Below are 22531 nucleotides of genomic sequence, written 5' to 3' on the forward strand. Positions count from 1 at the left end.
CAGACACAAACAAAGCATGCCATTTTATAAATATCTTGCGTTTCCTTGTAATTTTCTTTGTTACTATAATGCAATTAACAAAATAGCTTTATGAGATTTTTATGAAAAAAGGTTTAGGGATTTTTGTCGTATTACTACTGCTAATAGCTGGTGGTGCGTATTATATGTTGAGCGGCGCTGGTGATTTTATTCGTGTACAAATGGAACAACAAGGTAGTCAATATCTAGATACACAGGTGTCGGTTGCAAGTGTTGATCTAGTGCTGACTGAAGGACGAATGACCATAAATGGTGTGAAGATACAGAATCCACAAGGTTTTAGTGATGAAGATGCCTTCAAGGTCGATGCAATGACTCTAGATTTAGGTGAGGTTCTCAAAGAACCTTATGTAATTCAGACGGTTAACATCAATGCGCCAGAAATTCTTTATGAGGTAGATAAAAACGGCAAAGGCAACCTGCTAGCGCTGAAAAATAATTTGGCAGCCAATTTACCAAAAACCACAGATGAGCCAGTGGCAAAAGATACAGCAAACCCTTTATTGATCGTTGAAAACGTCAGCGTCAGTAATGTGCGCCTCAAATTAAATTTTGAACAACTTGAGACAGGCGATCTCAAAATCGAAACCAAAGCTTATGAGGTAACTTTACCTACATTTAGTGCTGGTCCTATTGGCAACCCCAAGGGTATGCCCGCAGATAAAGTAGGGGCCGCTGTGGTAAATGCGATGCTGGATAACGTGATCGCTGCAGCTAAGTCTGAAGCCAAAAAACGCTTGTCAGAAGAAGCCAAGAAAAAAGTCAATAAAGAACTAGAAAAACAAAAGGATAAGCTGTTAGATAAAGCCAGCGATAAGCTTAAAGGCCTACTAAATTAAGGTCCATATCCCAATGGACTCTATTTTAGACCTATTCTATTGTTATTGTTTTGCACTCAGTTGAGTGCAAAACAACCCTGTTTATTGCTATCTAACTCATTCATATAAGTCGTCATTACCTTTATTAAAAAGCCACTCTAGAGAGTCAATATTTTTCCCTGCTCTACGCGATTTCTTATTGCACTTATGAGTAATTAATCCCAGAGACACACAAGCCATTCCATATCAGCAGCCTCAAAAGCCATAAATTAAATAGCCTAGTGCATTTTATTCGTGTCTTTTTGCTACCAGTGACTATAGTTTTTGGAAAGCCCCAGAGTTAGAAGCTTATTTCACACACGGAGGTGAAAAGTGCCATCGTTTAAAAAACGCTACTCTAGCCTAATCATGTTCTCGGTGACTGTGTTACTTGCAGTGACTATTTCTAGTGCAATGTACTTCTTTAAAATCCAAAAAAATGAAGACTATCAAAACCGTTTACACTTTCGTGAACTCAATGAGGTCAGTCGCAGTTTTATTCAATCTGCCGGGCAATTAACAGAAATTGCGAAAGTATGTGAAGACATCGAAAGTTTGTCCAGCTCATGCGAAGACTTACTAAAAAATCGCGTTGCTTTGGCTAACCGTTCGGCTAATTTGAAAAGCTTAAAAGTATCCAATGCCAATCTAATAAATGACTCAGACTTAAGCAACCACAGGATTTACTTTCATACTGGAGGAAAAACGTATATTAAAGTTGATGTGACCTCTACCCCGACAAAGAGTCTCCCCAAAGAAGCGGTTAAAGAGGCCTCGAATGACAGTGCTAAAACCTCATCAACAGTAGAAAATAAAAACAAGATAAATATCCTTGAAGTAGAAACCAAGGATTTTGTGCCTGCCAATATTGAGCGTTTTCCTCTCGTACTTATAGCTGATGCACTTGGCACTGTGATAGGCGCTAGCCAAATCAACAAAAAGGGAGTGGAAACCGCTGATTTACAATTTCAGGACATCAAGATTTTTTTTAATGAAATTGCTGAAAAACATACACAGAGAGCAGAAAATAAAGACTACGTTAAAGATTTTAAACCCACCACCAGCGAGATATTAGATACCACTATAGGTGGAGTGGATTATCGTGTTTTTTTACAACCTTCAAGTTTGACTTCATTTAGCACTAGCACCAATAAATTATACCTTTTAGGTTTGGTTCCAGCTAATGAATTGCGGCTAGCTAAGCTGAACGTATCGCCGAATACCGCGCTGTGGTTTGTGCTTATTTTAATCATATCCATATCTTTACTACCACTACTTAAACTACGCTTTGTTTCGGTCAAGTACGCATTTACGCGCAGTGATGTTAGTCAAATTGGCTTGGGATTATTGGTTGCAGTTGGCATGTCGAGTATTGGTATCAACCATCAATTATTTTATGGTTACTTAATAGAAGACAAGTCAGAACAAGCCACAAAACTGCATAACCAAATCACCGAAGAGTTTAAAACCGAAATAAATACGCTTCGTGGCTGGGCTGATTTCAACAGCAAAGACCTAAAAGAAATTAAATCCAAAGAAGAAATGGAGAAAAAATTACAAACATCAGAAGAACTAAATCAGGCAATATGCCGATTTGTTAAGACCAAACGCTCTGCTAAAGATACTGGTTTTTTAAGTTGCGAACGTGATGATTTGGTTATCAAAAACTCAACCAATTCAGAGATTTACGATTATGTGATCGAAGGTGCATTTATTCTTAACGAAGATGGACGTTTTGTCGAAGGGACGACCACTACTTGGAAGCAAGAAAACCTATTGGTAAGCCGCGAACTTGATCTGTCCCATCGACAATATTTTAGAAAAGCAAAAGAGTGCAATGTATGGGGTGAAATTGAAAATCGTAAAAAATGCGATAAAGGCCTAGTATTTGAACGGATAAATAATGTCAGAGATGGCAGAAAGAACACCCAATTCGCCATACCACTTTTTAACCAAGAACATGAAGAAGACAAACTTATATTGAGTTTTGGTACACGACTGCGCACTTTCTTCCATCGAGTGATGCCCAAGGACTTTGGATATTTAGTCTTTGACCAATCAGGAATGGTCTTGTTTCACAGTGAAGAGCAGCGAAGTCTCATTGAAAATGTCTTCGTTGAAACTGACAATAATAAACAACTGTATGCATTTGTATCCAACCAAAATTATGATTCTGGTAAAAGTATGGATCCAGTGACTTTTGATGCCGTATATCGTGGCAAGTCACACCTATTTTCAGTAGGTGATTTATTTATCGATAATTATTATGCGAATGCACCATTAACACTAGTCGTATTTTTTGACCAAAGTGGGGCCGAGTTAAACAATATGTTATTGCTGTTTATGGCTGTCATCTTGTTCCTTTTTATTATCATTCCTTTATTTGCTTACATTAGATATACAACCAGTCAACCTTTCTGGGCAAGCTTACTTTACTTTAATCCTCTACATGCCAATCGCTATCGTAGTTGGTTGTTTTTATTAATCGGTGGGAGCCTATTTTGTTTTTTAATGATGGGAGTTGTGTTCGATCTAACGTTAAGAATTAGTATCTGGCTGTTAGTCACCGCGATGATACTTAAACTTATTATGAAAAGTCTTGATCCTGATAAAACTGTATTGCGCGGCGCATATCCAAATTTAATACCTTTTGTTGTTATTGCTGTAGTGACGGCAATAATTGGTCTGTCCCTAGGTCCAATTTACCCCAATGATAACCTTATCAATTGGGTGTTTTTTATAGTGGGATTAGGGGCATTTTTAACCGCTTTATTTTTATATTTCCGAGTGCCTTATTCTGAATCCTACACCGACACAGTGTTTGAAAAAGAGCGTTATACCAAGACTTACCTGAGTTTTATACTGGCTATAGTATTTCTTGTTGCTGCTGTGCCTGCCAGTCTAATTGTTAATAGTGCCAATGGTTATTTATTGCAACATCAGGCAAGGTTACAAACGCATCATTTGCAAATAGCAGAGAAGAACTACCTGTCTCAATTAGCAGATTACAAGTTGATTATCGGCGAAGCTGAGCATGACAATTTTAAAGGTAATAATTGGTTATTGGAAAGCTCACTACAACAAATGTTCCCAGCTTTCGGAAAATGGATAAGTAGCGTCAACACAGACAATCAATGCTATACAGATAAGGCGATCCAGAAGATTTTTTCAAATATTGCCTTTGCTGATTCAATGCTGGCGGAAATTACTCATCTAGCAAAGCGTGTCACCTCCGCGCAAAAAGAGCGACATTGTATAAAGCTAGGAAAGGATAAATCACCGAAGGAAAATGTTACGGGCTCGACACTCAATAGCACTTTGCAATACCATCCAGATTTATTCATGCTGCTCGCGAGTGAGCGTAGTAAGCTCTTTATTGTACTCGCTATTCTTTTACAGTTGGTTGTGATCCACCGTTTAATTACACTGGTTTTGGTTCGACGTTTGTTTGGTGATCACTTAACTAACGATTTTAGAATCTCTTATCCAAGAGAACACTCTACTGCTACCGAAAAATGGGACATTCTGGCTGCAAAACTGCAGCAAGATGATCCGGCTAGAATTCTACTGCTGCATTCCACTCGCCAGCGTATTGTTAATGAAGTTAAGAAAAGAGAAATCGAGCTTTTTGAAGACACTGTATTTAACATTGCCGACTTAGTCACGAAAGACCAGGGCAACTTTGCGATTTTATCGCGACTCACAAAAGGCAAAGATAAGCTGCCAGCGGTTTTGTTACTGGAAGGTTATGAGTTACTGGCATTTCTGCCTGAAAAACGCCAACTTGCCTTGTCACTCACTGAGTTTCTGGTAAAGGTGCCTAGCGTGCACCTTGTCATTGTGGCAGACACAGCCCCTATTTTTCGCCTAACCAAACAAGATGAGTACCCTCATGCTGAAACTGAAACAGTCTCTAGTACAACAGAAGAGCTAGGTTGGGCTATGTTATTCGCACAGTTTTCGAAGCACTATGACTGGACGCCAGGCAAGAAATATATGCCCAGAGCAGTGGGCGATGTCATTAATTTGATAGAGAACGAGTCCAACGGTTGGGCAGAGTTGCGTGACATTGAAGAAGACTTTAAACAATATCACCGCCTAGTCAAAATGAAAGATACTACCGCCCTTATAACCGCTGAGAATTTGCAAAAATTCTGGAAGCCTTCGCAAATTATTGGTTTTTTCGCCATGCATGGGGGCGCTTTGTATAGGATGAAATGGGAATTATGTACCAAGGACGAACGTTATTTATTGTTTCAATTGGCATCAGGCTGCCATGTTAACCCATTAAATTCAGAAGTATTAGAACACCTAATGAGACGCGGTTATATTTACCGTGATGCTGGCTGGCACTTGGTTAACGATAGCTTTAAACGTTTTGTATTGCATGCTGAAAGAGAAACCGACATAGCTGAATGGCAGGCTGATGCAAATACTGGCATTTGGTCAATGCTTAGGATCCCAGTATTCACAGTAGTATTGGTGTTGCTTGTAGTAACAGTGTTTAGCAGTGGCCAAGCAATTGATTCAGCACTAGGGATCTTAACCGCAATATTAGGCATGATCCCACTATTACTGCGCAACGCATCGCTTTTAAAAGGGGGGAATACCAATCTAGGCGAATAAGATAATTATCTGACTATGATTATTTGAGCCGTTTATTCATTTACTGTGTTAACCCTAGCAACAACCAATATACCCATATTGGGATCATCTTTTTTGATTCCAATATGCACTGGCATACAACTTCGATTTATCATAACGACAATTGGTGTTGAGATGAGACTTAAGTTGTTTAACAACACTTGCCTCAACAGCAATAAAAATAGCGGTATCGCTTAGTTCACTTCCGTATGCTTCAAGCCCTTTCAAAAAGTTATCGGTTAACTTATTAGGCGTAACTAACCAGTGAATTTCGACCCCTTGTGGGGCGGTAAAGCATTGAATATCTTGTTTATCTGGTACTTGTATATAAGCATGGCCCACTGCGTTTTTAGGTAACCTTTCCAATGTGGCAGCAATAGCCGGTAATGCGGTTATATCCCCCAAAAACAGATGGTTATCCGCAAATAAATCAGGGTGTTTGGTATCACCGGGGCCTGCTATACCAAGATAATCCCCTGCTTTAGCTCCCAGCGCCCAATTAGCTGCTAAGCCTTGATGATCATTTACCGCAAAATCGATAGTTAATGCTAAGTTTTGTTTATCAAAAGCTCGGATGGTATAAGAACGCATCCACTTCTTAAAACCTAGATACATACCTAATTTAGGTTCTTTATTATCTGAATTTGGATTAGGGAAAATCACTTTAACATGGGCACTTTCCTTATTTTCAGGAAAATCGCTAAGCGAATCACCTGTTAAAATAATACGTCTCATGTGGGGTGATATATCACTCACAGATAAAACCTCTGTCAAACGCATAGTTGGACCCATACTCCCTCCTGAAAGGTTAAATTGAAACCTTAGTTAGATGACGTTGAAGTTTTGGCTTAATAACTAACGACATAAAACAAGAAAAACAAAGCCCTAATGGCAATGCATAAAATAAACTAGTGAAAACGAAATCAGAAAATTGCGCCAAAGAGTGATAGGGATGGCTATTTAAGGTCGTAATGACAGCCATTAGCGCTTCCATTATTACCGCCATTAAAATCCCCTGTAATAGATTTTTTTGTAAATCTGACCAAGAGGGGAAAAAATGATCAAACAGTTTCGTGAGCGTTGTGAATAGGCATGCGCCAATTGGTAATAAAACAAAACTTACCCAGGCAAAAGAGCTGATCCAAACACTCAAAAAAGGTTCTGATGGTGCTAGATTAGCCAAAGTCATAATTGCTGTCATGGTGCCAACTAAAGTCAACACGACTAAAAGCATAAAGAGTCGTTTTTTTAATTTAGGTTGCATAGTAAAACTCATTGAAATATAGTTGATAAAGTCAACTATATTTCAATTTGGTTGATATTGTCAACTATTTATTTGGAGGAAAAATGGAATTAAGTGAAGCCCTTTTTAACTTAGTGCATACGGTACGCATCAATATGCAAAAGGAAATAAAGCTCAATGCATTGGGTTTATCTCCTATGCATTTCAAATCACTCAAAGTGATCTCAAAAATTGAAAATTGCACAGGTCAAAAACTAGCGGATTTTATGGGGCGTGATAAAGCACAAATTAATCGGCTTATTAAAGAGTTGATTAGTCAGGAATTAATTACAAAAATTGATAATGAAAATGACAAACGAAGTCAGTTTTTGGTCTTGTCAGAAAAAGGCGTAAAAATCATTAAGGTGTTTAAAAAGGCCGAAAAAAAGGTGTTCAATAAAATGATACATGAACTCACCCCTGAGCAAATTGCAAACTTTGTTGAGGTAAGCCAGAAGCTTAAAAACAACCTAAGCCAAATAGACTAAAACCTCAGAGTATAATGGCATGATGAGATACCATGCCTACTTCAAGATTCTTTATCGCTTATTATTAACGCATCTATTTGGCCGTTTATTGCGTACTTATCATCGAGTGATTACTCACCTAAAAGTATGTCAAAACCACCATATATTAAACGCTTACCATCAAAGGGCATTGGGTTATTCTCAGGATCCATTCTAGGATCTTCCATCACCGCTGCCCAGCCAGCATCGCGAACTTCCTTTGACGGCCATACCACTGTAGAAAAAACCACGGTTTCATCATCGCCACATTTGACCGCCATTGGAAGAGATGTCACTTCCCCATTTGGGACATCCTCTCCCCAAGCTTCGGTAATCTTTAATGCGCCGTGCTCCCTAAATACCACGCCAGAAAGCTTTGCATGCTCAATATATTTTTCTTTATTTTTAGTTGGAACTGCGGCCACAAAGGCATCAATGTACGACATATTACTCTCCTAGTTTCTACTCTGCTGATGAAGGCTTTGCAAACATCCCAAAATGCCGACAAAACAAGTTCAGCCAGTTAAGATTACTATCCTTATACACCTTTTTCACTATTTAGGTAAAAGGTTTAATAAGTGCTCTCGATTGACTAAGACACTTACTGTATTCAATTTTTCGGCTGTCTAAAATCTCTGGAGATCAAAAGTCATAGAATCACTCACTTTTACAGCAGCATCTTTAAATACCATTAAGTAAGCAAGATCTTCAACCGCCACTAAATCCCATATTGAAGGTATTTGGCCAGTCAGACTTAAGGTTTAAGTGGCTAAAAACCATACACCTAGGCACTGGTAAATACGCTTCATTTACTCTTTTTAAGCAACTATATATTGACTTAGATCATTAAACATTCTAAAGTTTCAATAATTACTGAAACTTTAGAATGTTTAAATAATGAAAATGACACCAATGATAGAAACCTTCGTGATGCACTTTGGTGAAATGGGCAGTCGCTGGGGGTTTAACCGCACAGTTGGGCAAATGTATGCCTTGCTGGTCATCACTAAAGATCCTATTAGCGCCAATCAAATTGCTGAAGCCTTGAGTATTTCCCGCGGCAATGTGAGCATGGGGTTAAAAGAATTACAGTCATGGCAATTGATTCAACTTCATCATAAACCTGCAGACCGAAAAGAGTATTTTCAAACCAATGGCAGTATTTGGGATATGGCGAATAGGGTATTCGAAGAACGCCGCAAGCGAGAAATGGATCCTACCCTTTCTTTGTTAAGAGACATACTGCTCGATACGCCAGCCAATGCAGAAGAACAACATGCTCAGCAAAAACTGCAAGAAGTACACGACTTATTAGAAGGCATCACTAAGTGGTCAAGCGAGTTACAACGTTTGAGTCCTGAAAAATTAGAAACCTTGATGAAGTTAGGTTCGGGTGTAGGCAAAGTATTGGATATGAAAGACAAATTATTAAAACGTAGTAACGAATAAGCTGCCCTGCAGTCCACAAACAATCCACTCATTCTTTTAAATACAATTGAGGTGTCCCATGGCTGACGTCTTCCTGTTGTCTCGCCTGCAATTTGCGGCCAACATCAGTTTTCATATTTTATTCCCTAGCATCACCATAGCCCTAGGCTGGTTTTTATTTTATTTTAAATTACGTTTTAACCTTAGTGGCCATCCAGTGTGGATGCGTATTTACCGTTTTTGGGTCAAAGTATTTGCACTTACCTTTGCCTTGGGAGTTGTGAGCGGCATTACTATGTCGTTTCAATTTGGCACTAATTGGCCGGGTTATATGGAGACAGTAGGTAATATTGCTGGGCCATTGCTAGGCTATGAAGTACTCACCGCTTTCTTTTTAGAAGCCACGTTTTTAGGTGTGATGTTATTTGGCATGCACCGAGTGCCCAACTGGTTACATACTTTGGCCACCTTATTAGTGGCGGTTGGAACAACCCTCTCGGCGTTTTGGATTATTGCCCTTAACTCTTGGATGCAAACTCCCACAGGCTTCGAGATGCGTGACGGTGTTGCCCACGCGGTAGATTGGTGGAGCATCATTTTTAACCCGTCTTTTCCTTACCGCTTGAGTCATGTGTTATTGGCCTCAGCGTTAACCGCATCGTTTTTAATAGCGGGAATTTCTGCCTACCGTATTATCCGCGGAGACAATAAAAAAGCCCCTCGACTGGCACTCAAAACCGCCGTTTTTGTTGCAGCCCTGCTGGTGCCGTTGCAAATATTTGTGGGTGACTTACATGGTTTAAATACCTTAGAACATCAACCACAAAAAGTCGCCGCTATGGAAGGTATATGGGAAACACAAAAAGCAGTGCCAATGTTAATGTTTGCCGTTCCCGATGAAGCAACCCGCAGCAACCACTTTGAAATAGCCATCCCCAAGCTCACCAGCATCATTTTGACACACGATCCAGAAGGAGAGGTACAAGGTCTAAATGACTTTATTGGCGAACACCCGCCGGTAAAACCGGTATTTTATGGGTTTCGTATTATGGTAGGTATTGGGATGTTAATGCTAGTCATTGCTTGGTTCACCAGTGTCAAATTGATCCGTAAGCAGCACTTAAGTAAAGGCATCTTATATAGCCTGATCGCAATGAGTTTTTCAGGTTGGATTGCCACCTTAGCGGGTTGGTATGTAACAGAAATTGGCCGCCAACCTTATTTGGTTTCAGGCCTACTAAAAACCTCAGATGCGGTCACCGACATTGCCCCTGAAAACGTCATTTTTACCTTTATTTTGTATTTGTCTGTGTACGCTGTGCTGTTAATTGCGTATTTACACACGCTGTTTTTAATGGCGCGAAAAGCGGTTGAAATAGAAGAAATCCAACCTGAAGAACGATTGCAACAAAAATACTTTCGTCAAACACCTAACACTGCCGGAGAATTATCATGATTGCAGACGTGAACTTACCGGTTATTTTTGCTGGGCTTATGGCTTTATCAGTCATAGTTTACGCGATTTTAGACGGTTATGACCTTGGCGTGGGCATATTGTTACCCCTTAACAACGATCAGCAAGCTGATAAAATGATCGCATCAATCGGGCCGTTTTGGGACGCCAATGAAACGTGGCTAGTTTTGGCTGTGGGTTTACTATTGATAGCCTTCCCAACGGCACATAATGTCATCCTAAAAGCCTTGTATATCCCATCAGCCATAATGTTAGTGGGCTTGATACTAAGAGGCGTTGCATTCGATTTTCGAGCTAAAGTAGCCCAGGTCAATAAACACCGTTGGAATCAAATTTTTAAACTCGGGTCATGTATCGCATCGGCATCACAAGGATATATGTTGGGGAGTTTTGTGATGGGTTTTGAAGACTCTGTCACAGCCTATTTGTTTTCAATATTAAGCGCATTTGGAGTCACCTGTGCTTACGCCTTAATTGGCAGTACTTGGCTAATATTAAAAACCTCAGACGAGTTACAATTGCGCGCGTTAGAATGGGCCAAGTTAACAGGAAAAATCAGCTTTTTGGGTATTTTGGCGGTGTGCATTGTGAATCCCTTGATCAATCAATTTGTATTCGAACGCTGGACCACCCCACCTTTTGCTTATTTTATGGTGATAGTGCCTTTTGTATGTTTTACCTTATTTTATATTGGGCATTTAGTACTCAAAAAATTACCTCTAAAGGATGACAGTGGCTGCTGGTTGCCTTTTTTCATGACGGTAGTCATTTATGTATTTTGTTTTTGTGGCTTAGCCTTTAGTTTTTACCCTTATGTCGTGCCCGGTAAAGTCACGATCTGGCAAGCGGCCAGTGCCCCTGAGTCATTGCGTTTTATTTTGTATGGCGCATTAATCGTTATTCCCTGCATATTGGGTTACACCGTATTTTCGTATCGGGTGTTTTGGGGAAAAGTACAGGATCTAAAGTATTACTAGGTTCACCTAATTAGAGGCTAAAAAGATGCTCGCAGCAGCCGCCATTATTTTGTTAATAACAGCCATTGCCCATTCGTATTTAGGGGAAAGGTATATTCTCATTCGCTTGTTTAGTAGAAACAAACTCCCTGAACTAATGGGCGGTGACGAATTTACCAAAAGCACACTTAGGTTTGCTTGGCATATTACTTCAATTACTTGGCTTGGCATCGCTGCAGTACTGTATTTTGATAATTACCACAGTGCGCTATTTTTATATTCTATTGCAGCTATTTCATTGTTCAGCGCAGCAATGGCGGCATTTTTTACCAAAGGTAAACATCTGTCTTGGGTAGCGTTTTTAAGCGTGAGTGTGCTCAGTTATTTAAGCGTCGCCTAGTCAATATTCGTGGTCAAGTAATGTCAACAGGGCCACTGTCTTAAGTCGCTCAATAAATATTATTTCTTAGGCATTAAAAATTATTTGTATTTAAAAGCCATCTACCCCTAGATTTTTCAGTAGGTTTAGATAGATGATAAGTATTAAGGGATTCATCATCTAAGGAAGTCGACCGTAATGGAATATATTATTGCTTGGTTTTTCAGAGTCACAAACATCCGATTAATCATCATCATGTGTATGGTTTATTTAATCTTTCCATTGTATTTGTTACCCAAGATTATTAATACCGGCAGCGTTGGAGCACTCGACTTACTCTTTTGGTATAACCACGACATCCTTTATCAGATGTTAACGAATTACGGCGAAGCTATTCGTAACAGATATATCATCGGATTATTTACTGCAGATCTTGCTTATCCTTTTTATTATGGCACTTTATTGGTTATGATTTTTGCCTTAGTTTTTAAGAAACTTTCCATCCCATTTTCTAGAAAACTTATCCTTATACCTTACACTGTGGTACTTTTTGACTTAACAGAGAACTCACTTTTAATTTTTTTACTCAGTACTTATCCGAGTCAACATTTAGAAATTGCAAATCTAGCGGGATATATCACCGCAATAAAATGGGGTGCATCTGGGGTCATAGCCACCTTTATAATTTATATCGTTATTTTTGGTATACGAAGTAGAAAAGCGATAGGTCACAAACCATAACATCTTCAATGGAACAATGATGAAATCCACTCAATTACGATTGATACCTTACTTATTTACTGTTTTGATTTGCGTCTTTTTGTCACTGCCAACGTTAGCGGAGCAAATCGAATACTTTTCGTCGCAACGAAATATTGAAAACAATTATCCATTTTCAAATGCCGTTCGCGTGGGGGATCTATTATTTTTATCTGGTGAGTTAGGCACCCTACCCAATTCAAGTCAGTTGATTGAAGGTGGCATCAAAAATGAAACTAAACAAATCATGGAGAATATTAAGGCGAGTCTGGCGAAACATAATTTAACTATGAACGATTTAGTAAAATGCACCGCTATGTTAGCGGATATAAAAGATTGGCCTATTTTTAATGAAGTCTATAAAAGCTACTTCTCCAAACACTTTCCTGCTCGCAGCGCTTTTGCAACTAACGGTTTAGGCCTAAATGCACGACTTGAGTTAGAATGTATTGCCGCGTTTAGTAGTCAATAATGACTGCTCAGATATATTTGATTCAATAAGGATGTGTATTTAAATACTCGTATTAAATTGTGATTAAGAGGCATTCCTCCTAGATTTTTTGCTCGCTTTAGATAGATGATAAGCATTAAGGAATTCATCATTTTAGGTAGTAGCACATTATGGAAAATATTATTGCTTGGTTCTTCAGAGTCACTAACATTCAATTGATTATGATTATGTGTGTGACCTATTTAATATTTCCCTTGTATTTGTTACCCAATATTATTAATACCGGCAACATGGAGCCACTCGTCTTACTCTTTTGGTATAATCATGACACCCTCTATCAGATGTTAACGAGTTATGGCGAAGCTACTCGTGGCAGATATATCATTGGATTATTTACTGCTGATCTGGCCTATCCCATTTATTACGGCACTTTATTAACAATGATATTTGCTTTGGTCTATAAAAAACTCGCGATCCCATTTTCTAAAAAATGATTCTTATTCCTTATTCTGTGGTACTTTTTGATTTAACTGAAAACTCCCTTTTAATGTACTTACTGAGTACTTACCCTAATAAGCACCTAAAAATTGCAAATTTAGCCGGCTATGCCACAGCTACAAAGTGGAGTGTTATGGGGTTCATCGCTACGTTCATAGTTTATATAGTGGTTTACGGTATAACTAGCAGGAAAAGGAAAAGTAAAACTACAACTAATAACATCTGATAAGGAGCCATAATGAAACACTCAAATGTGCGAACAACCCCATACTTATTTGCTGTGTTGATCAGCATCTTTTTTTCGCAACAAACCATTGCGGAGCCCATAGAATATTTTTCGTCACAACGAAATATTGATAACCATTACCCATTTTCAAATGCGGTTCGGGTGGGTGATTTGTTATTTTTATCAGGTGAAATTGGCACCCAGCCTAATTCCAGTAAACTGATTGAAGGCGGCATCCAAAATGAAACTAAACAAACCATGGAGAATATTCAGGCGAGTTTAGCTAAACATAATTTAACCATGAATAACTTAGTAAAATGCACAGTAATGTTGGCAGACATAAAGGATTGGCCCGCCTTTAATCAAGTATACAAAGACTTTTTCCCAAAACATTTTCCAGCTCGTAGTGCTTTTGCTACAAACGGTTTAGCATTGAACGCGCGAGTTGAAGTGGAATGTATTGGAGCCTTTGGCGCCAAATAGACTTCGCTACACTTCTCAGGGGTGCTCAACTACTTCACCCTTAATCATAATAAAATAGCGCCAGTCTGTATTTGATACCCTCCAATGCATCTCAGCGCCCATACTGATATTTGGAATAGATGAACTCATAACCTGAACCTCGTCAACATTGGTTTGTTTTTGACTAATCGAGACGGCGTAAAAAGTCGACTCAAGATCTGATTTAAGGGCTATCTCAAGAGTCCGTATGTCTTGAACTCCTATTTCAATTTTGGCCTCTTCATTTGGTTTAACTAGTAAAGTCGGTTGATGTATCAAATCACTACGCTTTATCAATTCAACCATTTCAACGCTAGCAATATCACCTTTGGGAAGTTGATATATTTTTACTTGATAACTAATCATCTCTTGAGCCAATACAGGCGATATTGAAAAGATCGTTAGCGACAGAATAGGCAAGAAGGTTTTAGTCAAAAATTCCATTATTTGCTCCTTTGATTTGAGTGTCTCAAAGCATAAAGTTTTTTGTCAGCATTTAAAGCTAAGTAACTAATATTCAAGATATTCATATTAATGAATATTTGATTGCCCCTATTCATTTCGACGAATTTCGGGAATAATTTAATCAATGAAAATGACAATAATTAGGCGATATGGAAATAGGTGAGTTTATTCGGAATGCAAGGAAGTCGAAAGACTGGACACAGGCTTTTGCAGCTCGCGAGATTGGTATTCAACAATCTTATTTATCTAAAATAGAGAATAGCCAATTGGTTCCCTCGCTGGATGTTTTGGAAAAAATCCAATTAGCATATGGTTTGCCAGATTCTAGTTTTAAGTCATTTTTCAATGAAACAGCACCTAAACCCTCGTTGAAAAAAAGCTACTTTTTCACTTTTATTGTAGGTTTTTTCATTTTAAGCAGTGGCTTTCTAGAATTATTTTTTCATCAAACCTATTACACCTACAAAGCTGAAAACTTGAACACATCCAATGTTGTGAGTTTTCATGTTACAGACCAGTATCTAGGTGAAAGCTACCATGAAGTATTTGCCAAAATTCCCTACCAATACTCGTTAATTGGAGCACGAAACATTCCCCGTGCCGAAAACAATTGGTTAAAAGCCATAGGGCTTTTATTAGCTTCGTTTGCAATATGCGCGGTTGTACGAGACAACTGGTCATATGTTATCAAATGACAAAAGTAAACGGATAGTGGTAATTTTCTGAACCAACAAGTTCCAAAATAGTTAATGTAGAAGCACTTGGCTTGACTAACCATTCATATAAACGACTTTTGAATGTCATAAAGCTGTCATTTCTCTTTCACATTAATGTCATCGCACTTTCATATGCTGCATCTAATCAAAACAGCATATAAAGGAAAAAGTGATGCAAGTAGTGAAGTGTTCTAAGTTTTCTGCCCTTGCCTTGGCAATGAGCTTATCTCTAACGGGTTGTTTCTTAGAAGGTGATGATGGCGAACCTGGCGCGATTGGTACTCAAGGTGAAGTGGGTACTCCTGGTGTAGATGGCGTTAATGGCAGTGATGGTCAAGACGCCAATGCAGGTATCAGCCTGAGTTTAGTGGGGCGAATTCAACTTAACCCCAGCGATCCAGAAGGTGCTGCGGAAATTGTGCAGTTTCACCCTGCCTCCAACACTATCTATGCAATCAATAGTGCCGCAGATGAGCCAACCATTGAAGTGATTGATGCCTCATCTTTGACCTCTGACGCTTTGTCTAATCCTTTATCGAACGAAAATCTAACATCTACGGCATTAGTCTTACCTACTGAGCTAAATGGCGTAGCTTTAGCTGGCCCCACCAGCGTGGCAGTTTCTGGAAACTGGATGGCTGTGGCCGTTCCTGCCGCAGATAAAGCCACCAATGGTTTAGTATTGTTTTATAGCGGCCTTGATACCTCCTCGCCCACTTTTGTAAAAGCAGTGGAAGTAGGTAATTTACCCGATATGGTCACTTTTACACCGGACGCCAGCAAAGTATTAACGGCGAATGAAGGTGAGCCCAGTGGAGATTACAATATTGACCCAGAAGGATCGATATCAGTTATTACTATTGCAAATGGCACACCCAGCGACACAGCAACCACTATTAGTTTTTCTGACTACAATGGCAAACAAGCTGAACTTGAAGCACAGGGCATGCACTTCCCTAATCCATCAGGTCGCACTATCAATGGCACGTTAATCAGCACTACAGTGGCCCAAGACTTAGAGCCAGAATACATCACCACTACTAACGACCTTGCCTATGTCACATTACAAGAAAACAACGGTTTAGCCATTGTTGATTTAACCGACAATAGTGTAAAAGTCATAGGCCTTGGTTTTAAAGATTGGAGTGATTTTCAGATTGATGCCATGGAAGATGGCACTGTAAGTTTTGGTCAATATGACGATCTGTACGGTATGTACATGCCTGATACTATTGCCTCATATCAGTGGAAAGACGCTAACTTTTTATTGACCGCAAACGAAGGTGATGCACGGGAATACTTCTTTGACACCTTAAATGTCGACGGCGAACAAGACGAAGATTTATGCGACGCGGCCGGTGGACAAGACTTTGACGAAGATGACGGCTGTTTGTCTTACACTGACGAAACCCAAGGGCGACGTCTTGACTATGCGCCAGGCTCGAACCTTGAAACTATCGCCGGTGATGATCCAGAAGACTTTGACTTTACTGCTTACCCACTTGGGCGCTTAACAGTGACCACAGCATTGGGTGACAGTGACAATGATAGCGAATATGAAGCGCTATACGCCTACGGCGCGCGTTCATTTACTATCTGGGACAGTAACGGCTTAGTGGTATTTGATTCGGGTGATGACTTTGAGCGTATTACAGCATCGATTCATGGCAATGAGTTTAATAACAATAACGATGAAAATGAAGGTGATTCACGTTCTGCTAACAAAGGGCCTGAGCCAGAAGCATTAACCGTTGGCCAAGTAGGTGATAAAACCTATGCATTTATTGGAATGGAACGTTTGGGTGGGATCTTTGTTTATGATGTTACTAACCCTTATGACGCTAAGTTTGTTGATTATGTGATTAACCGTGACCTTACCGAAGGTGGTGACATAATAGGTGACAGCGCCCCTGAAGGCATGGTGTTTGTTGACGCAACTAACAGCCCAACAGGCAACGCTTTGGTCATTATTGGTAATGAAGTGAGCGGTACAGTGTCGGTTTGGCAAATTACTGAGAACTAAATGTTAGCTAGTTTAGGCTAGTTTTTACTGCACTAAAAAGCGGCGTTATTTCTGTAAATAACGCCGCTTTTTAATCTTTGTTGTTGTCTAAAATAACGCGGCCCTTAGAGGGCATATTTATCTTTCATCAAATAGGCATACGCCGTATTAAACGCTACTTCTTGGAACATTTTCAACCCAGTTTCAGGCATAGGTACGAGTACTGGGTTACGCTTTAACGATTCTTTTATCGCAGTAGGTGACAATACAACCACTTCTACATCACTCAACAATTCTAATGCCGCTTCTAATTTAAAACCAACTGCGCCACCTGCAAATTTACCTTTCATGGGACGCTGTCGAATAACAATCTCGTCAATTTTGTAGTCTTTCACTAATTGCCCAAAAGTTTTTTGAAAATAACGTAAATCTTTGGCCTTTGCATCCTTGGGCAAGGTTAATTTACGGGTACGGCAATCTGGAATTTGAAACACTTCATCTGCCAAAGACAACAAACACACATTTGCATCATTACCACTTAATTCAACACCGATTACACGCATAACTCTCTACCCTTAAATTTGAATGTGAGGATTATAACTTAAATCCAAATAATCAGTGATAGCAAACCATCAATAAAACGATGTTGAGTCAATTACTGAGTTGTACCAACATACAACAGCCCTAAATATCGAATACTAAGGAATAAAAATGTTAACTCTGTATGGTTTTGATGTCAGCAACTACTTCAATATGATAAAACTGGCACTAGCAATAAAAGGGATTGACTATAAAACCGTCATTCTCTATCCCAATCAATCAGCAGAATACTTAAGTAAAAGTCCAATGGGTAAAGTCCCAGCCCTAGAGACCGAAGATGGAATTTTGACTGAAACCAATGTCATTCTCGAATATCTAGACGAAGCTTATCCAGACAAACCTTTATATCCAGGCAATACCTTTGAAAAAGCCAAGATTAGAGAATTAGTCAAAATGGCAGAGTTATATTTAGAGCTACCCGCCAGACGTTGTCACTCAGAGGCGTTTTTTGGACAAAAAGTCGATGAGCTGACAAAAAAAGAAGTGAAACGCGCTTTATATAAAGGTATCGAAGGGTTGGCGCGCTGCGCTCAATTCAATCCTTATCTGGCAGGCGAGCAATTAACGGCGGCAGATATAGTGTTTCTTTATAGTGCTGACTTAGCAGCAGCGGTTGCTAAAAAATTATTTGCTATAGATTTACTTGAAATGGCACCAGGTGCGAAACAACTATTAAGTCAATTAAATCAACGAGAAGATGTGATAAAAATTGCTGACGATAGAAAACTCGCGAATGTCGCATTTCAAAAATATCTCGCCAGTCACAGTTAAGGTTTCAGCAAGGGGCCACTAATGAGCTATTATTGTATTAGCTAGTAATTGAATCATAGCTTTTTTAAGGAAGAAAAAATGAGCCTAACCGCATATGCAGAATTTAGTTGCCCTTATTGTATGGTCACCAACAACATTGAAATTGATGAGGACAACGATTTAAATCAGCAACAAATTGTCGACTGCCGAATTTGTTGTTCACCTATTGAAATAGTGGTTACTGCTGGTATTCATGACAAGTTCAATATTATTGCAACTACTGACAGTGAATAACCAAAAGGTGGATTAATAAACCAATTCAAAGTCACCAAGGCAACTTGTTGTTTTTGTTTACTTGGTGATAACCTAAAGGTGTTTGATTGCCTATAAGATAACTTCGTAATTATGATCGGAATAGTTCGCAACTCAATTAAAATATTAACAATGGCGTTGTTGACAGTTCATCTTTCTGGCATTGCCCAACAGTTAGCCTTTAATAAGTCAAAACAAGATAACCAGTTAATTTTTAATTACAGCTGGTCTGATAATCAAGAAGTCAGCAGAGACTTAAGCTTCACATTACCAGCTCGACAACTGAATCGACAAAATCATAAAAAATTCATTCCTGAACTTGCCCAACAATATGTCTATATTGAATTGCACAAAGCGGCACGTAAAATCGACCCTAGAGAAGCCAGAGTACAAATTCAGCGTCGAGGCAACGATATTAGTATTCTAGTTAGCAGCAGATCAGACAAACTTTTACAAAGGTGGCAACGGTCAATGCAGCAAAGTAAAACAAAGGCACTCGAGCAATATCTACGTGATAATTATTACAGTCAGTTTCGTTCACATTTAGGCCAAGAAGGCATCAAACCTGATCACTTGCGTTATATTAAAGAAAACCAAGCCGCTTTGCTGCCAATAGCACAGGCTGTGTATGACAAACTGCCTAGCAACAGTGAGACCCGTGCTTACGTAAACTTAGTGCTCAGTTGGGTACAGAGTATCCCCTATAATGAGTTAAAAAATCGAGTGACGTCTAACGGAGCGGGTTACTTACCCCCACTGTCTGTGGTGGCCAATAACCATGGCGACTGCGACAGTAAAACCGTATTGATGGCAAGCCTCATTCGTTCATTATTGCCAGACGTAAAAATGACCATGGTTTACCTACCTAATCATGCATTGTTAGGTGTGGTTTTGCCATTTAGAACTGACGAACAAACCTTAGATATAAACGGTTTGGACTATTTATTAATGGAGCCAACCGGCCCTGCCAAAATCCCCCTAGGTGAGATAGCCACCAGCAGTGCCCGTGATATAGCAGGCAATATGTATAGTCTTGAAGAAATTTTATAAAAGACTGCTCTTACAAATAGAAATTAACCTTCTTAAAGACTCGGCCATTTTATGTATAAGCAATGCTGTTTTTCTAGTTTCAAACTTCGCTACTCCCACAACAACCTTTATATTTGGCTAGGATTTACGCTACTATTTTTCAAAATGTCTTGCGGCATTTACCGTCGCGTTATCAATATGATTTTTCATTGCCACCAGAGCTCTTTCTGGGTTTCTCTGGGCTAAGGCACTGGCTATTTTTTTATGATCATCTATCGAAGGATGTACGCCTTCTTCTCGAATGACTTTCAAAAAAGAATCACTTAAGACAGACTTATTTCTTAAATCCCATAACCATTTAACCGATTGATACATGGCACTATTTTGTGAAGCTTCTGCTATCAGCATATGAAACTCTCCATCGGCTTTTTCAGAAGAATTAGGTTGTTTTTCTTCCACTTCCATTTCTTTAATAAGTTGATTTAAACGCTGAATTTGTTCATCAGTAATTCTTTGCGCAGCTAAAGCGCAAATTTCAGGCTCTAGTGCATAACGCATTTCTAATATATCAAACGGGCCTATGCCTTTATCAGTCAGCTGAAGCGTGGGTACACTTTTTTTGTCTGACACATAAATACCCGATCCGCTGCGTATTTCGATTATTCCTGAAATCTCAAGGGCAATCATAGCTTCACGAATGGTTGGACGACTGACACCTAACTTTTCAGCTAATGCACGTTCAGCCGGAAATCGGTCCCCTGGGTTGTACACTTCTGCTTCAATTAAACTTCGTAATTGCTCAGCAATTTTTACATAAAGCCTATCTGTGGTAATTACTTGAAATTGATCAAGTCCTTTCATTTTCGATCTCTCCAACTCTGATTGGCAGATAGTATCAGCCGTTTTCTTATCGCATATTACAACAACTCTAGTAAATTCACCTTACCAGTTTACCAATACTGCAGTCACCTTAGCTTTCGTTGGTTCTAATACAACTATCCCCTAATACAGCAGTTAACCTAACGCTGATTTACATCAATTATTATTGATGCATATAATTGGCCTTACCAGTAACTTGGGGTTTGAGGGGAACGAATATTTATCCTAAATGTTGTGTGGCCATGACCACAAAATCCATCCCCATGAAAGATACTCAAAATCAAGTCTAAAAGAACGACACCTATTATCAGGATCGGATTTTCACAGGAGCAAATTGTTTCATTATTTTTATGGCCGCATTGGCCGCACCAAAACCGTTATCGATATTGACTGTTAATATTCCAGGTGAACAGGATGACAAGGCGCTGTCTAGGGCGACCTTACCACCAGCAGACACGCCATAACCAACAGAGGTAGGAACAGCAATAACAGGGGCGCTAACAAGGCCTGCCAGCACACTGAATAACGCCCCTTCCATTCCAGCTAATGCAATAATGATGTTATGTTGCCTGATGTCGTCTATTTTATCTAATAAACGCCACAAACCCGCTACCCCAAGATCTGCATAAATAGGGGCCTCAAAACCATTAAAGTGTAAGGTGCGTTGTGCCTCTTTTGCGACAGCTAAATCTGATGTGCCAGCGGAGACAATGCACACTCCAGTTTGTTTCGCTGTCTGCTGGTCAACATTAAGCATGGCAGTTTGAGAAACTTCATCATAATCAAGATGTTGGCTTAACTCTGCAGGTAAGGATTTCCATAGTGTGGGAGCCAATCGGGTTAGCAGTACTGCTGTGTTATGCTTCAAATTAAAGTGAATAATGTCACACAAATCACCCAAGTTTTTATTCACACAAAAAATCGCTTCCGCTACACCGGTACGAGACTTTCGGTCTTTATCCCAAACAAAATTATCCATGGGCAACACCATTAATAAATGCAGACCCTTTTTGATAGGTTCTAATGCCTGAAAATATGCGCCCTTCCTGTTCGCACAGACTGCTTAGAGTATTTGATAAACCTCGAAAAAGCGTATTCTCTGGTAACACATCTATTTCTAGAAAGGTTCCTTGATGAGTAATTCGGCAACGAATATTTTTCATCTCGGGTAGTAGTTGTCGTGTTTTTTCTTCCATTTGATTAATAAACCCCAAATCATCTGCATTAATCTTTATCCCAGTTTCCACACGACTAGCTAAACAAGGCTGTGCTGGCAATACATGCAACTGATTCAAACCATAGTGTTTTGCTATGGCGTATATTGTGGTTTTATCTATACCCACTTGTACATAAGGGTGTTTAACATTTTGTTCTTTGGCCGCCTCTAATCCCGGACGATAATCCGCTAGATCATCTAAATTAGTACCTGAAAAAACCACACCTTGGCTATGCTCAGAAATTCTCGTATACAAGTTACTTTTGCAAAAATAACAACGATTAACCGGGTTGTTGATATAGTTAGGGTCATCAAATTCGCGGGCATTGATAATCTGTAAATCCCATTGATAACGTTTGGCATGCTCTTTCACTCGCTCCAAGGCAGCTTCTGGCACCGCTGGAGAGAAGGCATGTACTGTCTTAACCTTAGCTTTAGAAAAACGGTTAGCAATATAAGCCAATAACATGCTGTCAATGCCACCACTCACTGCGATAGAAAAACGCTCAAACTGATTAAAGTAAGCAACCAGCTCTTTGACTTTTATGGATGTCATAATTAA

Annotated in this window: 24 protein-coding genes; 16 read left to right on the forward strand and 8 right to left on the reverse strand. The window is 39.4% G+C overall.

Annotated features, from left to right (window positions below; all coding sequences use genetic code 11):
• The first annotated feature begins 101 nt into the window (after nucleotides 1-101).
• Both AAC000_RS12210 and AAC000_RS12215 read left to right on the forward strand, forming a co-directional pair.
• Nucleotides 102-878, forward strand: a complete 777-nt coding sequence (locus tag AAC000_RS12210; protein WP_339723065.1) for a bZIP transcription factor — start codon at nucleotides 102-104, stop codon at nucleotides 876-878.
• Between the two features lie 351 nt (nucleotides 879-1229).
• Complete coding sequence (locus AAC000_RS12215; RefSeq protein WP_339723067.1) at nucleotides 1230-5522, forward strand: hypothetical protein; 4293 nt, start codon at nucleotides 1230-1232, stop codon at nucleotides 5520-5522.
• An 84-nt stretch (nucleotides 5523-5606) separates the two neighbouring features.
• On the opposite strand, the gene AAC000_RS12220 is transcribed toward AAC000_RS12215, so the two are convergent.
• Together AAC000_RS12220 and AAC000_RS12225 are read right to left on the reverse strand one after the other, a co-directional pair.
• On the reverse strand, nucleotides 5607-6332 hold the full coding sequence (locus AAC000_RS12220; protein WP_339723069.1) for a siderophore-interacting protein: 726 nt from the start codon (nucleotides 6330-6332) through the stop codon (nucleotides 5607-5609).
• Between the two features lie 16 nt (nucleotides 6333-6348).
• Nucleotides 6349-6804, reverse strand: coding sequence for a hypothetical protein (locus AAC000_RS12225; RefSeq protein WP_339723070.1), 456 nt, complete (start codon nucleotides 6802-6804; stop codon nucleotides 6349-6351).
• A gap of 83 nt (nucleotides 6805-6887) precedes the next feature.
• On the opposite strand from AAC000_RS12225, the gene AAC000_RS12230 reads away from it, so the two are divergent.
• Complete coding sequence (locus tag AAC000_RS12230; RefSeq protein WP_339723071.1) at nucleotides 6888-7310, forward strand: MarR family transcriptional regulator; 423 nt, start codon at nucleotides 6888-6890, stop codon at nucleotides 7308-7310.
• Between the two features lie 110 nt (nucleotides 7311-7420).
• Here the strand turns inward: AAC000_RS12230 and AAC000_RS12235 are convergent, their stop codons facing one another.
• A complete protein-coding gene (locus AAC000_RS12235) occupies nucleotides 7421-7774 on the reverse strand; it encodes a DUF1428 domain-containing protein (protein ID WP_339723072.1) in 354 nt (117 codons plus the stop codon).
• A gap of 451 nt (nucleotides 7775-8225) precedes the next feature.
• On the opposite strand from AAC000_RS12235, the gene AAC000_RS12240 reads away from it, so the two are divergent.
• From AAC000_RS12240 to AAC000_RS12275, 8 genes are all read left to right on the forward strand, one after another.
• On the forward strand, nucleotides 8226-8777 hold the full coding sequence (locus AAC000_RS12240; RefSeq protein WP_339723073.1) for a MarR family transcriptional regulator: 552 nt from the start codon (nucleotides 8226-8228) through the stop codon (nucleotides 8775-8777).
• A gap of 58 nt (nucleotides 8778-8835) precedes the next feature.
• Complete coding sequence (locus tag AAC000_RS12245; RefSeq protein WP_339723074.1) at nucleotides 8836-10212, forward strand: cytochrome ubiquinol oxidase subunit I; 1377 nt, start codon at nucleotides 8836-8838, stop codon at nucleotides 10210-10212.
• On the forward strand, nucleotides 10209-11207 hold the full coding sequence (gene cydB / locus AAC000_RS12250; protein ID WP_339723075.1) for a cytochrome d ubiquinol oxidase subunit II: 999 nt from the start codon (nucleotides 10209-10211) through the stop codon (nucleotides 11205-11207). Before AAC000_RS12245 ends, cydB begins: the two co-directional genes overlap by 4 nt.
• A 25-nt stretch (nucleotides 11208-11232) precedes the next feature.
• Nucleotides 11233-11586 carry a hypothetical protein gene (locus AAC000_RS12255; RefSeq protein WP_339723076.1) on the forward strand — a complete coding sequence of 118 codons (354 nt, stop codon included), beginning with the start codon at nucleotides 11233-11235 and terminating at the stop codon, nucleotides 11584-11586.
• 177 nt (nucleotides 11587-11763) lie between these two features.
• Nucleotides 11764-12306: a hypothetical protein gene (locus AAC000_RS12260; protein ID WP_339723077.1), complete on the forward strand. Its 543-nt coding sequence runs from the start codon at nucleotides 11764-11766 to the stop codon at nucleotides 12304-12306.
• A gap of 19 nt (nucleotides 12307-12325) precedes the next feature.
• Nucleotides 12326-12796: a Rid family hydrolase gene (locus AAC000_RS12265; RefSeq protein WP_339723078.1), complete on the forward strand. Its 471-nt coding sequence runs from the start codon at nucleotides 12326-12328 to the stop codon at nucleotides 12794-12796.
• Nucleotides 12797-12945: 149 nt separating this feature from the next.
• Nucleotides 12946-13269, forward strand: coding sequence for a hypothetical protein (locus AAC000_RS12270; protein ID WP_339723079.1), 324 nt, complete (start codon nucleotides 12946-12948; stop codon nucleotides 13267-13269).
• A 242-nt stretch (nucleotides 13270-13511) separates the two neighbouring features.
• Complete coding sequence (locus tag AAC000_RS12275) at nucleotides 13512-13982, forward strand: Rid family detoxifying hydrolase (protein WP_339723080.1); 471 nt, start codon at nucleotides 13512-13514, stop codon at nucleotides 13980-13982.
• 15 nt (nucleotides 13983-13997) lie between these two features.
• On the opposite strand, the gene AAC000_RS12280 is transcribed toward AAC000_RS12275, so the two are convergent.
• Nucleotides 13998-14444: a hypothetical protein gene (locus tag AAC000_RS12280; RefSeq protein ID WP_339723081.1), complete on the reverse strand. Its 447-nt coding sequence runs from the start codon at nucleotides 14442-14444 to the stop codon at nucleotides 13998-14000.
• A gap of 170 nt (nucleotides 14445-14614) precedes the next feature.
• Between AAC000_RS12280 and AAC000_RS12285 the strand changes: the two genes are divergently transcribed.
• Both AAC000_RS12285 and AAC000_RS12290 read left to right on the forward strand, forming a co-directional pair.
• Complete coding sequence (locus AAC000_RS12285; RefSeq protein ID WP_339723082.1) at nucleotides 14615-15160, forward strand: helix-turn-helix transcriptional regulator; 546 nt, start codon at nucleotides 14615-14617, stop codon at nucleotides 15158-15160.
• Nucleotides 15161-15353: 193 nt separating this feature from the next.
• Nucleotides 15354-17204: a choice-of-anchor I family protein gene (locus tag AAC000_RS12290; RefSeq protein WP_339723083.1), complete on the forward strand. Its 1851-nt coding sequence runs from the start codon at nucleotides 15354-15356 to the stop codon at nucleotides 17202-17204.
• Nucleotides 17205-17308: 104 nt separating this feature from the next.
• Here AAC000_RS12290 and AAC000_RS12295 read toward each other — a convergent pair whose 3' ends face one another.
• The gene (locus AAC000_RS12295; protein WP_339723084.1) at nucleotides 17309-17746 is read right to left on the reverse strand and encodes a DUF3010 family protein; all 438 of its coding nucleotides are present in this window, start codon (nucleotides 17744-17746) and stop codon (nucleotides 17309-17311) included.
• Between the two features lie 148 nt (nucleotides 17747-17894).
• On the opposite strand from AAC000_RS12295, the gene AAC000_RS12300 reads away from it, so the two are divergent.
• From AAC000_RS12300 to AAC000_RS12310, 3 genes are all read left to right on the forward strand, one after another.
• Entirely contained in the window at nucleotides 17895-18554 is a 660-nt protein-coding gene (locus AAC000_RS12300; RefSeq protein WP_339723085.1) for a glutathione S-transferase, read from the forward strand.
• Between the two features lie 78 nt (nucleotides 18555-18632).
• Complete coding sequence (locus AAC000_RS12305) at nucleotides 18633-18827, forward strand: CPXCG motif-containing cysteine-rich protein (protein WP_339723086.1); 195 nt, start codon at nucleotides 18633-18635, stop codon at nucleotides 18825-18827.
• Between the two features lie 111 nt (nucleotides 18828-18938).
• Entirely contained in the window at nucleotides 18939-19895 is a 957-nt protein-coding gene (locus tag AAC000_RS12310) for a hypothetical protein (RefSeq protein WP_339723087.1), read from the forward strand.
• A gap of 132 nt (nucleotides 19896-20027) precedes the next feature.
• Here AAC000_RS12310 and AAC000_RS12315 read toward each other — a convergent pair whose 3' ends face one another.
• From AAC000_RS12315 to AAC000_RS12325, 3 genes are all read right to left on the reverse strand, one after another.
• Complete coding sequence (locus AAC000_RS12315) at nucleotides 20028-20735, reverse strand: FadR/GntR family transcriptional regulator (protein ID WP_339723088.1); 708 nt, start codon at nucleotides 20733-20735, stop codon at nucleotides 20028-20030.
• A 325-nt stretch (nucleotides 20736-21060) separates the two neighbouring features.
• A complete protein-coding gene (gene larB, locus AAC000_RS12320; RefSeq protein WP_339723089.1) occupies nucleotides 21061-21732 on the reverse strand; it encodes a nickel pincer cofactor biosynthesis protein LarB in 672 nt (223 codons plus the stop codon).
• Complete coding sequence (locus AAC000_RS12325; RefSeq protein ID WP_339723090.1) at nucleotides 21725-22525, reverse strand: hypothetical protein; 801 nt, start codon at nucleotides 22523-22525, stop codon at nucleotides 21725-21727. Before AAC000_RS12325 ends, larB begins: the two co-directional genes overlap by 8 nt.
• Nucleotides 22526-22531 lie beyond the last annotated feature (6 nt).

This window comes from uncultured Paraglaciecola sp. (genome assembly GCF_963977085.1).
Lineage (GTDB): Bacteria > Pseudomonadota > Gammaproteobacteria > Enterobacterales > Alteromonadaceae > Paraglaciecola.